General features: G+C 63.2%; 12 protein-coding genes. 5 read left to right on the forward strand and 7 right to left on the reverse strand.

From position 1 onward, the window contains the following. The first annotated feature begins 7 nt into the window (after window positions 1–7). From AC2ETI_RS08665 to AC2ETI_RS08675, 3 genes are read left to right on the forward strand one after another with little or no spacing between them, the layout of a single operon-like run. Window positions 8–1,354: an LLM class flavin-dependent oxidoreductase gene (locus AC2ETI_RS08665; RefSeq protein WP_019744952.1), complete on the forward strand. Its 1,347-nt coding sequence runs from the start codon at window positions 8–10 to the stop codon at window positions 1,352–1,354. Beyond that, entirely contained in the window at window positions 1,351–2,583 is a 1,233-nt protein-coding gene (locus tag AC2ETI_RS08670; protein WP_021332205.1) for an MFS transporter, read from the forward strand. The genes AC2ETI_RS08665 and AC2ETI_RS08670 overlap by 4 nt, the downstream gene beginning before the upstream one ends. A 13-nt stretch (window positions 2,584–2,596) precedes the next feature. Then, entirely contained in the window at window positions 2,597–3,583 is a 987-nt protein-coding gene (locus AC2ETI_RS08675; protein WP_020970501.1) for an LLM class F420-dependent oxidoreductase, read from the forward strand. A gap of 9 nt (window positions 3,584–3,592) precedes the next feature. Here the strand turns inward: AC2ETI_RS08675 and AC2ETI_RS08680 are convergent, their stop codons facing one another. From AC2ETI_RS08680 to AC2ETI_RS08700, 5 genes are all read right to left on the reverse strand, one after another. Next, on the reverse strand, window positions 3,593–4,255 hold the full coding sequence (locus tag AC2ETI_RS08680) for a DUF3239 domain-containing protein (protein ID WP_020970500.1): 663 nt from the start codon (window positions 4,253–4,255) through the stop codon (window positions 3,593–3,595). A 74-nt stretch (window positions 4,256–4,329) separates the two neighbouring features. Beyond that, window positions 4,330–6,408, reverse strand: coding sequence for a peptidase (locus AC2ETI_RS08685; protein ID WP_483633790.1), 2,079 nt, complete (start codon window positions 6,406–6,408; stop codon window positions 4,330–4,332). A gap of 102 nt (window positions 6,409–6,510) precedes the next feature. Next, window positions 6,511–8,169, reverse strand: a complete 1,659-nt coding sequence (locus AC2ETI_RS08690) for a DNA repair helicase XPB (protein ID WP_019744947.1) — start codon at window positions 8,167–8,169, stop codon at window positions 6,511–6,513. A 180-nt stretch (window positions 8,170–8,349) separates the two neighbouring features. Further along, window positions 8,350–9,429 carry an alcohol dehydrogenase catalytic domain-containing protein gene (locus AC2ETI_RS08695; RefSeq protein ID WP_279163603.1) on the reverse strand — a complete coding sequence of 360 codons (1,080 nt, stop codon included), beginning with the start codon at window positions 9,427–9,429 and terminating at the stop codon, window positions 8,350–8,352. Then, the gene (locus AC2ETI_RS08700; protein WP_020908805.1) at window positions 9,426–10,619 is read right to left on the reverse strand and encodes an LLM class flavin-dependent oxidoreductase; all 1,194 of its coding nucleotides are present in this window, start codon (window positions 10,617–10,619) and stop codon (window positions 9,426–9,428) included. Before AC2ETI_RS08700 ends, AC2ETI_RS08695 begins: the two co-directional genes overlap by 4 nt. Window positions 10,620–10,836: 217 nt before the next feature. Between AC2ETI_RS08700 and AC2ETI_RS08705 the strand changes: the two genes are divergently transcribed. Together AC2ETI_RS08705 and AC2ETI_RS08710 are read left to right on the forward strand one after the other, a co-directional pair. Beyond that, complete coding sequence (locus AC2ETI_RS08705; RefSeq protein WP_020970497.1) at window positions 10,837–11,148, forward strand: hypothetical protein; 312 nt, start codon at window positions 10,837–10,839, stop codon at window positions 11,146–11,148. A 54-nt stretch (window positions 11,149–11,202) separates the two neighbouring features. Further along, window positions 11,203–11,853, forward strand: coding sequence for a TetR/AcrR family transcriptional regulator (locus AC2ETI_RS08710; RefSeq protein ID WP_092763021.1), 651 nt, complete (start codon window positions 11,203–11,205; stop codon window positions 11,851–11,853). A 425-nt stretch (window positions 11,854–12,278) separates the two neighbouring features. Here the strand turns inward: AC2ETI_RS08710 and AC2ETI_RS08715 are convergent, their stop codons facing one another. Further along, a complete protein-coding gene (locus AC2ETI_RS08715) occupies window positions 12,279–12,404 on the reverse strand; it encodes a hypothetical protein (protein ID WP_256063234.1) in 126 nt (41 codons plus the stop codon). Between the two features lie 87 nt (window positions 12,405–12,491). Beyond that, complete coding sequence (locus AC2ETI_RS08720) at window positions 12,492–14,816, reverse strand: helicase-associated domain-containing protein (RefSeq protein WP_020908802.1); 2,325 nt, start codon at window positions 14,814–14,816, stop codon at window positions 12,492–12,494. Window positions 14,817–14,851: the final 35 nt, after the last annotated feature.

A 14,851-nucleotide genomic window follows, 5' to 3' on the forward strand; every position in this document is an offset into this window, starting at 1 on the left:
CGAACTCATGTCCGAACGACAATTTCATCTGAACGCCTTCCTGATGGGCGTCGGCCATCATGAGGCGGCGTGGCGCCACCCACGCACAAATGCGGCCAACCTCCTGGACGTCAAGCACTTCCAGGAACTGGGGAGAATCGCCGAGCGTGGAAAGCTGGACTCGGTGTTCTTCGCCGACGGTCTAGCAGTCGGTCCGCGGGTCAAATACAACACTCAGGCGATCTTCGAACCCGTCACCTTGCTGTCGGCGATCGCTGCGGCCACCGAGAAGGTGGGGTTGATTGCAACCGCGTCGACCAGTTACAGCGATCCGTACACTCTCGCAAGGAAGTTCGCTTCCCTCGATCACATCAGTGGCGGACGAGGCGGGTGGAACATCGTGACGTCGGCCGGCGCCGACGAGGCCGCGAACTTCGGCCTCGATGCGGTACCGACGCACAGCGGTCGTTACGAGCGCGCCGAGGAGTTTCTCGACGTGACGCTCGGACTCTGGGACAGCTGGGAAGAGGGGGCAGTTGTCCTGGACGAAGAGACCGGAATCTTCGCCGATCCTGATCGTGTCCATCGCATCGACCACGACGGTCAACGATTCACGGTGGCTGGCCCGCTCAATTCGCCGAGGTCTCCACAGGGACGTCCGCTGCTTGTACAGGCCGGTTCCTCCGAGAGCGGTAAGGATTTCGCGGCGAGGTATGCCGAAGCCGTGTTCACCGCTCAACGAACACTCGAGCAGGGGCAGGATTTCTACAACGATCTCAAAGCGCGGCTGATCAAGTACGGGCGTAGTCCCGACGAGATCAAGGTACTGCCGGGCATCGTGCCCTTCATCGCGGATACGGAAGAAGAAGCGAAGGCTCTGGAGCAGTCGTTCACGGACCTGATCTCTCCGGAGTATTCGCTGCGCCAGCTCTCGAACATGGTGGGTGTCGATCTCACCGAGCATTCTCTGGATGCCCCGCTGCCACCGTTGCCGGACATCGATCGCATCCAAGGGAACAAGAGTCGATACCAGCTCGTCAAAGATCTTGCAGAGAGCGAAAACCTCACCGTCCGTGAATTGATCGGCAAACTCGGCGGTGGCCGTGGGCATCGGACTTTTGCCGGGACGCCGGAGCAGGTCGCGGACGAGTTGACCGAATGGTTCGACAAGGGCGCAGCGGACGGCTTCAACATCATGCCGCCCTATCTGCCCGGAGGGCTCGAGGTGTTCGTCGACCGGGTCGTGCCGATTCTGCAGGCGCGTGGGCTCTTCCGAACCGAGTACACCGAATCGACCCTGCGGGGCCACTACGGCCTCGATCGTCCGGCGAACCGGTTCTCGCGGGCCGCTGACGCGGCAGAAGTGAGCGCGTGACGGAAACACTGCCCAAGGAACAGCCGGCGATTGCCGGACTCAAGCCACTGGTCACAACGGTTTTCGTGCCGGCGGCCATCTTCGGGATCGGTCAGGGTGCGGCTGCCCCCATCATGGCCGTCACCGCGCGCGACCTGGGTGCATCGGTCGCCGTCGCCGGCCTGATCGTTGCGCTCGGTGGCTTGGGTGCCGTACTCGGTGACCTCCCTGCCGGCCGGATAGTGTCGCGTTTCGGTGAGCGCAGGTCGATCATCGGCGGAAGTTCTTTGGGTGCAACAGGAGTGGTGATCTGTCTGCTTGCACAGACTCCGTGGATGCTCGGTATCGGCGCACTGTTGACCGGACTGGCGAATGCGGTGTGGGGCCTTGCGCGGCAGAGCTACCTCGCCGAGACCGTGCCACTCGGTCTTCGGGCCCGAGCAATGTCGTCGTTCGCCGCGATGTGGCGGTTGGGTTTCTTCCTGGGACCGCTCATCGGTGCCGGCGTGATTCTCCTGGTGGGAGCGCGCGGAGGATTCCTCGTCCAGTTGGTGGGCGTCGTGCTCGCCGGGGCGCTGATGGCCCGCGTTCCCGACCCGCCACGAAAGGTGCAGGCGGGCAACAGCGATCACGGGCACGTCACCCTCCCGGAGATCCTTCGCCGTCATCGTGCCGCTCTTTCGACGCTCGGGACAGGCTCCCTTCTGATGGGCGCCGCCCGTGCTTCGCGTGAGGCCGTTCTTCCATTGTGGGCATTACACCTCGGGTTGGATGCAGCCCAGGTGAGTGTGATCTTCGGTATCGGTGCGGCGGTGGACCTGCTGTGCTCGTATCCAGCCGGACACATCATGGACCGATACGGACGTAGGTTGGTCGCGGTGCCTTCGCTGACGGTGATCGGTGTGTCGTACCTGATGTTGCCGTTTTCGACGGGCGCAGTGGGATTGACCGTGGTCGCTGTCGTGATGGGGATCGGCAACGGACTGGGCAACGGCGTGATCATGACTCTCGGCGCTGATATCGCCCCACCCGAAGAGCGCGCCGAGTTCCTCGCTGCATGGCGATTGACGCACGACACGGGCATGTTCGGTGGGCCGCTCGCGATCGGTCTTCTCGCCGCGGTGTTCCCGCTCGGGTGGGCATTTGCCGCACTGGGCGCGACTTCGTTCGCCGGCGCGGCGATGATGTTCCGCTTCATTCCGGTCTATTCTCCGCGGGTGTCACCCCGGTCGCGCGTCGGGAAACTGTAGGTAGGCTCGCTACATGCGATTCGGACTGTTCGTACCTCAAGGCTGGCGTCTGGACCTGGTCGGCATCGACCCCGCGAAGCAGTGGGAGGTGATGCGAGACTTCACGCTGCGCGCGGAGGCGGGGCCGTGGGAGTCGGTGTGGGTCTACGACCACTTTCACACCGTTCCCCAGCCGACGGAAGAAGCGACTCACGAGGCGTGGACGTTGATGGCCGCACTCGGTGCGTCGACCTCGCGTATCCGACTGGGCCAGATGTGTACCGCCATGAGTTACCGAAACCCGGCGTACCTCGCCAAGGTCGCCGCGACCACCGACCTGATCACGGGTGGACGCGTCGAGATGGGTATCGGCGGCGGTTGGTACGAGCAGGAGTGGCGCGCGTACGGCTACGGTTTCCCCTCTGCCGGTGAGCGTCTGGGCCGCCTCGACGAAGGAATCCAGATCATGCAGCAGGCGTGGTCGACCGGCAGCTCGACGCTCGACGGCAAATACTACCAGGTCGACGGAGCGCTGTGCCGTCCACTTCCGTTGCAAGAGGGCGGAATTCCCATCTGGGTTGCCGGTGGCGGCGAGAAGGTCACACTCAAGATCGCGGCCAAGTACGCGCAGTACACAAACTTCGACGGCACCCCGGCCGGCTTCGCGCACAAGTCCGAGATCCTGAAGAAGCACTGCGACACCGTCGGTACCGATTTCGATGCCATCGTCCGTTCGGCCAACTACAACGTGGCCATCGGCGCGACGGAAGCCGAGGTGGCTCAGCGGTTGGAGACACTGAAGGACAGACTGACGCCGTTGGTCGGCGAAGCTGCCGCCGATGCGTCGCTCGATGCGTTCCGCGGAATGCCTGCCGTCGGTACACCCGAGCAGATCATCGAGAACCTGTCGGCGCTCAAGGCGCAGGGACTCGAGTACGGAATCTTCTACTTCCCCGAGGCCGCGTACGACACGTCGGGAATCGAGATGTTCGAGAAGGAAGTGCTGCCCGCGCTTGCGTAACCGTTAGGGCTAGCGCAGGGAGTCAGGAAGATCGGCCGGGTTGATCAGAACCCGGCGATCGGGGTGGGTGCGAACTTCTTCGGAGTCGGGGATCCGGCTCTGCAGGAAGTTCCACTCGCTCGCACTGACAGCTGCGATCGCGCGTGCCAGCACTGCCGAGTCCTTGGTTCCCCACTCGATCGGCATGGGGCTGACCATCTGCCACGTGTCAGCCTTGCTGCGGGTGGAACGATCCGAACGCAGTGCCACCGACGGAATGCGGTCGCCGACTCGCCACTTCGGATTGAGTCGAACATTGCGGCTGACGAGCGCGTACTTCGGTGCTCCGGCCGCCGGCTTCGCGATGTCGATCAGTGCCGTCAGGGTCGCCGCTCGAGGGTGAACCTCGGTGACGATCGCGGGAACCAGTGGGTTGTCCGCATACAGAGATTCGACGCTTCCCACTTTGCGAGGTGCCCACAAGGCGACCCACAGTGAACTGGCCGCACCGATGGCGAGGACCGCGCCGATGATGATGGACCACACCTCACCCATGCTGATCAGCCAGGCTCCGACCGCGGCGAGGACGATCGCGAAGATCACCGCAGAAATCTGCAGGCGGCGTACGTCGGCCAGTGTGTCGTTGACCGACTTGGCGTGGGCCTTGTCGACGGTGAACTGGAAGTCAGCCACGAAAAAATCCTTCGGGTGGTGCCGGACGATCTAGGACCGGCCCCCGATCTCCCGGGAGCCGTCCACCAGCGTAGCTAGTTTCGCGCGCGCTCCCACATCTGCAGGTAAGCCTCGGCGCCACGGCTCATGTCCTCGATGATCGTGTCACCGTCGGCGCCCGCAGCAATACGCATGTCCGCGATCCAGTCGGGAATCATCCCGTACTGGGCAACACCGTCGGTGTTCACGTCGAAAACCCTGGTGCCGGCGCGCTGCTGGTCCATGACGGTGCCGTCGAAGGCGGTGTACGGATATTGGAGCGGATTTTCGGCGGCGTCACCGCGCGGTGCGGCCTGCGGCCCGAAGCCGTTGGTGTCTGCGCCGTAGCCGAAACCGAAGTAGTAGTTCTCGCTTCGCATTGTCCGTGCGTCGCGCCACTGGTCGATGAACCCACGCTCCTCGGGCTTGTCGTCCGATGCGTCCAGTTGCCCGGCGTACAGGGCGACAAATCCGCCGAGCGCGTAGATCCGCTTGTAGAGGCTCGGGTCGCTCCAGCTGTGACTGGAAACAACACCGGAATAGTTCGCTGCTTCGAGAATGTCGAGGGCTGCTTCGGCGGTCTTGACGCTCATGTGATCGATGTCCACGATCATCCCTCGGTCCATCAAACCTCGGATCGTGTATGCGCCGAGGTCGGTCAGGCCGTGCGAATTGCATTGCGGACCAGAGGGGTACACCGGAAGCGTCACTCCGGGTGGGAGTACCGCGAGAAGATTCTGTGCGCCGTCGACCTTGGTGGGCAGCACATTGTCCTCGGCAACGCCGGTGCATGGTTCCGATTGCCAGAACTCCCCGGTGCCCAGGTAGTTGCCGATATTGACGGCCACTCCGGTGACGCCGCCGTCGAAACGGGCACCGCCGAGGGCGTTGTCGAACTTGTGCGTGACGATCATCTGCCGAACACCGAGGTCGTACAACTCGTCCAGGCCGCGGTCGATGTCGTCCTCGGTGCACTGCGGAATACCGTTGCGCACAGAGCAACCGAAGGGTTCGGACACCTCCACCCCGAGGGTGACGGCCAGCTTTCCGTCGGCGGCCACCTGCCTGGCCTGTTCAGGGGAGCTCACGATGCGGAACCAACCCCGGCCGGGACCGCCGTACTGGGCGTCGATGTAGTCCTGGAGTTCGCGTGTCTGCTGCGCCTGGATCCGGACGGTCTCCATCTCGTCACAGGGATTTCGTTTACTCGGATACAGCTCACACAGCACACGGTTGGCGACAAAGAGATTGGTGAAGATTCGCAGACCACCACGCCAGGCGCGCTCGACCCACTTGTAGTACGTCTGCTCGTGTGTCAGTGAATCGTGCGCCGGCCAGTCGGCGAAACTCGGCCAGCCGGTGGTGTCGTGAGTTTCGAAGGGATTGCCGTACGACAGAACGTTTTCGAGGAGCGCAGGTATCCCGTCGGGTTGATGGTCCGGGCAGTCGACGAGCGCTGCGGTGACGCCCTGAGGGTCGAAAGGTCGGCCGCAGTGCAGGTTTCCGCCCATGAACTCGGAAGCGTTCATGTGCACGTGTGTGTCGATGAATCCGGTGACTTCACCGTTCGGTCCGATTTCTCCTGGAACGCCGTTTGCGCCCACCTCCGCTTCGGGGAAGTCGGCGCAGCCGTCGCGCGGGATCAGCGTGAACGCAGATTCGGGAACGTCACCGGGATCGGACATCGTGAGCATCAAATCGCGCGAGATCAGTTGACGGCCGTTCGAGGTCGCGGTCAGAACGAACGATTCACCGGTGGACATCACGGTCCAGTCGGTGGAGGGAGTTGCTTCGGAAGTGGCGAGTACCGAGTCCGCGCCGTCGTGCGAGAGCATCGACCCGTCCGGGCCGTACAGCATGAAACGACCCAACTGGGCCGCATGTAGCCGGAACGGTTCGGCGTCTGCGGCTTTCGTTACGTCGGTGAGGTACGCCGACCCGTCACGACGGACGAAATCACCAGACTCGGTGCGCAGCGCGAAGCAACCGTTCGCAAGTGCGTACACCGAGTTCTGCGCGGTAGGAGCAGGACTCGGTGCCGCGGCGCTGACGCCGGTCGTGGCGACGACGACGGCGGCAGTCAGCAGCGAGATGGTTCCGGCGAGCCGACCCCGTAGACGTGGAACTGAGCGCATGGTGCTGGTGACCCCCGGCCGATGGACACGACTGTGACAGGGGACACTCTACAGATAACTGGACGTATGTCCATTTGATTCTGCAACGTGTTGCAGAAATGCTCAGCCGATTGCAGGTCCGAGCAGGTCATCGGCGTCGGTGATCCGGTAGGCGTAGCCCTGTTCGGCGAGGAATCGCTGACGATGTGCCGCATATTCCGCATCGAGAGTGTCGCGGGAAACCACCGAATAGAAGTGGGCCTGACCGCCGTCGTGCTTGGGGCGCAACAGTCGTCCGAGCCGCTGAGCTTCTTCCTGCCTCGATCCGAAGGTTCCCGAAACCTGCACGGCGACAGACGCCTCCGGAAGGTCGATCGAGAAGTTCGCGACCTTGCTCACCACCAGCGTCTGGATCTCACCGTTGCGGAACTGATCGAACAGGATCTCACGTTCCTTGTTCTTGGTGGATCCCTTGATCACCGGGGCGTTCAGGGCTTCGCCGAGTTCGTCGAGCTGATCGAGATACGCACCGATAACCAAGGTCGGTGAATCCGGGTGCTTGGCCAGAATCGACTTCACGACAGCAATTTTGGTGTGCGCCGTCGAGCACAGTTTGTAGCGCTCCTCCGGCTCGGCGACGGCATAGGACATGCGCTCGGCGTCCGTCATCGTCACTCGCACCTCGACGCAGTCAGCCGGCGCGATCCAGCCCTGCGCTTCGATGTCCTTCCACGGAGCGTCGTAGCGCTTGGGGCCGATGAGCGAGAAGACGTCGCCTTCGCGGCCGTCCTCACGAACCAGTGTTGCGGTCAGGCCGAGACGGCGGCGCGACTGCAGGTCTGCCGTCATCCGGAAGACGGGCGCGGGCAGCAAGTGGACCTCGTCGTAGATCACCAGTCCCCAGTCTCGGGAGTCGAAAAGTTCGAGGTGCTTGTACTCGCCCTTCGTACGACGCGTGATCACCTGGTAGGTCGCGATCGTGACCGGCCGAATCTCCTTGCGCTCGCCGGAGTATTCGCCGATTTCTTCCTCGGTCAACGACGTGCGGGCGATGAGCTCACGCTTCCACTGACGACCGGCGACGGTATTTGTGACGAGGATGAGTGTGGTGGCTTTGGCCTTTGCCATGGCTGCTGCGCCCACCATCGTCTTGCCGGCGCCACATGGCAGCACGACGACGCCCGAGCCGCCGGCCCAGAACGAATCCGCTGCCATCTGCTGGTAGTCGCGCAGTTCCCAGTGGCCCTCTTCGAAAGCGAGATCGATCGGGTGCGCTTCGCCGTCCACATAGCCGGCGAGGTCCTCGGCCGGCCAGCCCACCTTGAGCAACATCTGCTTGAGGCGGCCGCGTTCGCTCGGGTGGACAATCACGGTGTCGTCGTCGACCTTCTCACCGAGCATCGGTGAGATCTTCTTGTGTCGCATCACCTCGGTGAGGACTGCCCGGTCGAGGCTGACCAGGATGAGGCCGTGCACCGGGCTCTTGACCAGCTGCAAGCGTCCGTACCTGGCCATCGTGTCGACGATGTCGACCAGCAGCGGTTGCGGAACTGCGAATCGTGAGAACGAAACCAGAGCGTCGACAACCTGCTCGGCGTCGTGTCCGGCGGCGCGGGCATTCCACAAGGCCAGGGGAGTGATGCGATACGTGTGGACGTGCTCGGGGGCGCGTTCGAGTTCCGCGAAGGGGGCGATTGCCTGCCTGGCATCGCCGGCGCGCTCGTGGTCGACCTCCAACAGCAGCGTCTTGTCGGATTGGACGATCAACGGTCCGTCGGTCACGGAAGCCTCCTAGTGAAACAAACGCAGCAGCCACAGAGCGTTGCACCGCGTTGTCGGCTGACGCCAACCCTGCCATTGTCCTGGTATCGGAGCGCATACGCCAACAGGCGACGCTCGCACAGCCAGAAGTAGAGGTGCCCGAGTTCGGGCACCCCTACGTCAACAGAGCAGGACCAACCGCTATTCCGGACGACCTGCAGCGGGCAGGACGAGGATCTTCACGTGCTCGTCGGGTGCGCGAAGAGCCGCAAAAGCGTCCGAAACTCCGTCGAGCCCGACACGGCCGGTAATGATCGCTTCGGCGTCGATCTCGCCGGCGGCCAACCGAGCAAGGGTGATGTCGTACGCGTTCTCGTAGGGGCCATGACCGAAGTTGATCGAGATCCTTCGGAACTGCCCGATGACGGGAACGATGGTCTCGTCGCCGAACGGCGCAGCCAGGACCTGAATCCGCGAGTTGAACGGCAGGGTGCGCATCAGTTCGCCGATGACCCCCGCCCGGCCGCTGCATTCGTAGGCGATCAGGATGCCGTTCGCGGCCTGGCCCACGAGCGGGTTGCCTTCGGCGACCATCTGATTCCACAGTTCGATCGGATCCTGTGTGAAGGGGTCGACGACGATGTCCGCGCCCATCTTCTTGGCGAGCTCGCGGCGTTTGGGGGAGGGTTCGGACGCGATGACGATCTGTGCCCCTCTCGCTTTCGCCGCGACGATGGCACCCAGTCCGATCGTGCCGCAACCGACGACGAGCGCTGAATCGGCCGAGGTGAGGCCGGACTGCTGGAGATGCATCTCGCCGACGTGTAGAGGTTCGGCCAGTGTGGCGTGCTCGAGTGACAGATGGTCGGGAACCTTGCGGACCCAGAATGCGTCGACAACGATGTGATCGCCGAACGCACCGTGGTATTCGTTCGAGTAACCGATGATCGTCGGGATCCCGGTAGCCGTGTCGGTGGCCAAGCCGATGCCGGCCACCCGATCACCGATCATGAAATCGTCTACTGCAGAACCGGTCTCGGCGACGATGCCCGCGTATTCGTGACCCAGCACCACGGGTGCGTCTGGATCGAAGGTGGCGAGCGGGTAGCCACCGTCGTGTGCGACCTCGACGAATCGGCACGGGTCCTTCGACATGCTCAGGTCGCTGCCGCAGATTCCGCAGGCGACGACGTCGATGCGGATCTGATGGGGTGCCAACGGCGGCGCGTCGGCCATCTCGGCGACGGCGAATTCTCCCTGTTGGAATCGGACAGCCCTCATGCGCGCACGGCTCCCGTCTCGGCCGGTTGGCCGTAGTAGTCGGTATGGGCTTTGGTGATCGCTCCGACCAGCCCGCCGATCAGGTATTCGCGGTTGTCCTCGGCGAACTGCATGCTCGCCTGACGTCCGACATTCCGCTTCCGGAAGTGCGGGACCACCTCGGAGGCGAACAATTCGTAGCTGCGTTTGGTGTCCTCCCAGCTCGCCATGTCCACGTGAAGGATCAGGAACGTGCCGAACCCTCCTGTCTTCTCGATCAGACGCTCGATCTGAGCGATCGCATCTTCGGGCGTACCGATGATCGCCTGACCGAACTCGCCGAGCGTGTCGTTACGCCACTGGTCGATGATTCCGGCAGGTGTATCTGCCCAGGCCGGGTTCTGGCCGGTCTGTCGATTCACGTAGGAGGCCATCGATCCGATCCGCCGGCTCACGGCGCGCTCGGCCTCGGCTCGGGTCTCGGCGATGAACATCGGATTGACCACACGCCACGTCGCCCGGTCGGCGTGGTGGCCGTGCTCGGCCGAGACCTTCTCGTACACATCCCAGTTGCGATCCAGTGCGTCGAATCCGCTGGGTGAACTCGCCGCGAGTGAGAGCAGGGAGAGCCCGTTCTTGCCGGCGAGCACCGAACCGTTGGGTGAAATCGTCGACGCTGTCACGGTCTCGATGCCGTCCGCACGGTATGTGGGCAGCTGTGCGCGTGCGTCACGCAACGTGAACCAGTCGGTTTCCATGTTGACGACCTCGCCGCGAAGCAACGCGAGAATGGCCTCGAGCGCTTCGCCCTGGCGGCGACGCTGGTCCGACGGGTTGATGCCCATCATGTGTGCATCGAGGGGAATCTTGCCGGGGCCGGTGCCGAAGATGAGCCGTCCGCGCGTCTGCAGATCGAGCTGAGTGATGCGGTCGGCCGTGATCAGCGGGTGGTGATAGGGCAGGGACGTCACGCCTGTGCCGAACTGGATGCGCTCGGTTCGCTCTGCGGCGGCCGCGATGAACATGTCCGGTGCAGGCACGATCTCGGCGCCGGTCGAATGATGCTCACCCATCCACGCTTCTTCGAATCCGAGGTGGTCGAGGTGTGTCATGAGGTCGATGTCGCGTCTGAGTTGCAGGGCGGGATCGGCGTCGAGCGGATGGTACGGGGCGAGGAAGGCTCCGAAGCGGATGGACGATGCGGACCACACGATGACATCTCCTGTCGACAGGGGAGTGATTTGGATCACTCGCTCTGATGGAGATGTCTAACATGGATCAACTGATCCAATAAGTTGAATCTCCCGCACAGTGGGAGGTTGGTAATCACTTGTAGCTCAACGCTATCTGGCGTAATCATGTCGTCTAAGGTTGTTCCAAGTCGATCAACTGAACCAGGCATTTTGAGAAGGAGCGTTGAAAGAGGTCATGCAACTGGACGTCACAATCACCCCCACCTCCTCGACCGTCGAACTGAACGGGGTCGACGACTTCACCAGTCTCTCGGTCGTCGTAGGCGGCGACGATCAATCCGAGACTCTGAGTCGGGCATTGGAACCGTGGGGGGAACTCGAGGACGATCATGTCTGGCTCGACATTGCTCACCTGGAACAAGCCGTCGCGGCCCAGGTCGGAAACGCGCAGTGGAGGCAGAAGTTCTCCGCGATGGTGGACTACGCACGCGCCCACGGCTGGGTCGATCGCGACAACAGGGTGCGAGCACACCGTGAATCACTCTGACTCCGCGGTCAGCGCTTCGGAGAAGTTCGGCGAGCCCGTGCGAAGCTCGTTCGTATGACCGACTCCCGGCAGAACCGTCAAGGCGACGTGACACGTCTGCGTTTGCTCAAAACTGCTGAACGGCTTTTCGCGACAGAGGGATTGGATGCAGTTTCGCTGCGCGCGGTCAACGCGGCGGCCGGTCTCGGACCGTCGTCCGTCCACTACCATTTCGGCACCAAGGAGGATCTGGTCGCCGCGGTGCTGTTGGACATGGGAACGTCGGTGCGAGATCAGATCAGCGCGAACGTGGACGCCCTAGCCGCCGACAAGGAGCCGCCGACGGTCGAAGCGTTGGTGCGGGCCGTCACGGCGCCATACAAGACACTGCTTCTTCGCCATCGCACGCGGGGAATGCGATGGATCAGAATCGTCACGCAGATTTCGCAGCCGCAGATGTCACGACCGGGCCATCCAGCCCTCGAGGCGACCGAGCTGCACCTTCGTGATCATCTTCTCGACCAGGTCCGTCGTACCTTTCCTGCTACCGATCCCGAAAGGCTCGAGACTCGCTGGGCGGTTGCCTTGATGGGCTTCCTCCAGGCGTTGAGCCGGGCGGACGATTGGAGCGGAAGCAGCAAGCCGCTCGCGCCGGAGCGACTTGCCGACTTCTACGAGGACCAGGTCGTCTTTCTGGTGGGTGGAGTGCGACAGTTATTGGGATGAGCGCCTAATTGATGCGCCTCCTATTTCTGCGCGACCACTGACTTCCGCATTTCCATTACATGAGTAATAGCTTCGGAAATTCCGGATCTATAACCGATATTCTTTTCGGAATCACCCGGAGTGGAATCAAGCTCCGATTCGAGTCTCGTTTGAATACGGTCCAGGGTGTGGATTGTTCTTTTCACGATGGTTGATTCTCTTTCTGCGGTAAATCCGAAAGAAGTATTCCGGATTGCCGAGCGTGTTCGTCGAGGACACACAGTGATGCAAGGGTCATGCCCGCTGCGTAGCCGCGCGAGCGTGCATCAGTTCCTCGACTACGTGACTTGAACAGGTTGAATGTTTCGTGCAGGTGCACGAGGGTGTCGGTGGAGGCAGGCATTGGTCAGCTTCGCAGTCAGCTCGTCTTCCTCTGGACTGTGCTGTCAGCTCCGCTTCCGCTTACGAATGAACTCGGAAGACTCCGTATTTTTCGCCCGCTTTTCCGCGCGGCGTTCCTTGATCGACTGAGCGGGTTTCTTCATGTTCTTTCCCGGCGCCTTGTCAGCCATTGTCGCTCCTCATTTTTCGAAGTGGCAATCACAAACTGACCTCGACCATACTTCATTTACAGAAAAAAGCCAGTTGCTTCTTTTCTGCTACTTTTTTCCGGAGTCGACGGGGCTGACGGAAGTAATGCGGTGCAACGTGAAACGGCGTACGGCACCACTTGCCGGGTCGAAGGCGTCCAGCTGTCCGCCACCCACGCTGACGGGGTCGACGATGCGATGAGTCGCTACCCCCTGAGCGTCGACATAGCCGATGTTGACGCTCGAATTGTCCCGGGCCGCTGTGGCCAGTAACGCGATGGTGGCGGCATTGTTCTCCCTCGAACCGTCCGTCCGGACACCACCACGGCCCGGGGCGGAAGCGCGGTCACCTGCTCGCATCGTCCGTACCAACGACGCCAATTGATCCGCCGACGGGCTCGCGGGCATTCGCGACGCCGGTCGGCTGCGACGGTTCGGTACACGCGCCCCGCGTGGGCGGAGATCGACCAACGTGCCCGAGGAGTCCTCACCTGCCGGCGCGAATCCGGCTGCGCGCAGCTCGGCCAGGACCTCGCGCAGTGGGGCCTGCGAAATCGCGACTGTGGGAGCCAAGGCGCGCAATGCCAGGGGCTCCGCCACCGCCGAAGCGAGGACCTCCGCCAGCAGTGATGCGTCCTCACATCGAATGAACGACGCCGCCACTCCGGCACGCAGTCGCCCGTGTCGACGGGCGACATCGTCGATCAGATACGAAAGTGATTGGGGAACAGGCGTCTTCGATTTCGAGGCGAACATCGCATGCAGTTCGGTGGCCGTCAGACCGGCGTCGAGCGCACGCCGCACGCTGTCCTCGCTGATGCGGTACATGGACGCCGATCCTGCCGACTCGATGTCCGCGACCAGGCTCACCTGCTCGAGCAGGTCCGGTACGAGCGGGCCGGGCGCAACCAGAGTCAGATCTGCCTGGACCAGGATGTAGTCGATGGGCTCGGGTAGGGCGGACTGCATTTCGGCTTCGGCGTCCCCGCCGTGCAGCAAAGCTCGTCCAGGTGACGACAACGCGCCGCGGGCCACCAGCCCGAGGGCCGCGGCCTCGTCCAGAGTCCGCTCGATTGCGAACGTCCGTAGGCGCCCGCTCCATCGCGGGCGTCGCCACGCCAGTAGTCGACTTACCTCGACGGCCGATGCAGTCTGGCCACTGTCGAGTTCGGAGAGTAGCCCCAGAATGGCCTGGCGATCGCGCGGAGCCGCCGGGGCCCGGCCTTCCTCGGACAGCGCCGCGATGGGCTTGTCGGTGGAATCCCTCAGCCCGATCATCCACGGAACTCGCGGTACGTCGACCCAGGCGGACGCCAGCACCTCCCACCGACGCGCTGTGGACGCGTTGAGCCAGCCGTCGACGGCGAGTGTGGGCGTCCAGTATTCGTCCGCGTTGTCCGAGACCGGCGCCGGGTCGGGCGTTCCACTGGCGATGAGTCCGGCTGCCGAGAGCAATTCGACGAGCAGGCTCACTCGCGCTTCGTCGAGATCGGCCGTCTTGGCCACGCGTCGTAGTTCTCGAACACCGAGTCCACCGGCTCGCAGTGCTGGGGCCGGTGCTGCGCCCAGAACAGCGATCACGCTCTCGCATTGGCGTACCAACTCGAGTGCCTCGCCGGCCGCTGCGGCGTTCACGTCCGCGGGTTTGAGTTTGTCGCCCCCGATGACGGGTGCGGTCAGCGTCGTCGGATCGAATACCGGCTCGCCGCGGATGACCTGACGAACCGTCGCCGGAAGCTCGACGGTCTGCTCGTCGAGCCACCGCAGCAGGCCGGCCGCCAGCAGTCGCTGAACCGGGCGCTCAGGCGGCGTTCCGGGGGCGGCGTCGCGGGTGCGACCGATCGGGCTGGAGTTGGCGAGAGTCTCGAGGAGATCCCGCTCACGGGTGTCCAGAGCGTCGAGGGCTGCCGAGATCTCGGTCTCGGTCATCGCCTCGGCAGGTTCGAGGGCTCGCCCCACACGCCACGGAATCATCCCGATGACTGCCGGGACGACGCTGATGGGATCGACACCCCAGACGAGGGCGGACTCACGCATCTTCGACAGTGACTTGTCGACGGCCTTCTTGGTGACCTTGCCCTTGCCGGTCAGGGCGCGTTCGGCGATTGCACTGTTGAGCTCCGCCCGCGTCATCGGAGTTTCCTCGGCGCCGGCCAGTGCCAACAATTCGAGAAGACCGAAATCCAGGGTGTCGAGTTCGTCCGCCGCTCGGCTGACCGACGCGCGTTGCTGCGCCCGACCACTGAGAACCACCATCGTGCTCGGCGGCGGTACGGCCAGATCGGGGCGCAGACGCAGCAACTCCGTCAACTCGGCGTCACTGCGCGCCGAGAGCCAATCGGTCAGACTTTCGGCTGCGGAACTGCCCGCCGGGGTGCCACGTGTTTCGGTCATCAGGTATCAGATTAGAGACCTGGTCTGTACGGCGT

Source organism: Rhodococcus sp. MurmanLake-1 (assembly GCF_056945715.1).

Excerpts from the sequence above, each read along its gene's own strand:
- AC2ETI_RS08675 (WP_020970501.1), top strand. The coding sequence starts at position 2,597 with ATGCGATTCGGACTGTTCGTACCTCAAGGCTGGCGTCTGGACCTGGTC.
- AC2ETI_RS08720 (WP_020908802.1), bottom strand. The coding sequence starts at position 14,816 with ATGACCGAAACACGTGGCACCCCGGCGGGCAGTTCCGCAGCCGAAAGT.
- AC2ETI_RS08710 (WP_092763021.1), top strand. The coding sequence starts at position 11,203 with ATGACCGACTCCCGGCAGAACCGTCAAGGCGACGTGACACGTCTGCGT.
- AC2ETI_RS08665 (WP_019744952.1), top strand. The coding sequence starts at position 8 with ATGTCCGAACGACAATTTCATCTGAACGCCTTCCTGATGGGCGTCGGC.
- AC2ETI_RS08705 (WP_020970497.1), top strand. The coding sequence starts at position 10,837 with ATGCAACTGGACGTCACAATCACCCCCACCTCCTCGACCGTCGAACTG.
- AC2ETI_RS08685 (WP_483633790.1), bottom strand. The coding sequence starts at position 6,408 with ATGCGCTCAGTTCCACGTCTACGGGGTCGGCTCGCCGGAACCATCTCG.
- AC2ETI_RS08695 (WP_279163603.1), bottom strand. The coding sequence starts at position 9,429 with ATGAGGGCTGTCCGATTCCAACAGGGAGAATTCGCCGTCGCCGAGATG.
- AC2ETI_RS08715 (WP_256063234.1), bottom strand. The coding sequence starts at position 12,404 with ATGGCTGACAAGGCGCCGGGAAAGAACATGAAGAAACCCGCTCAGTCG.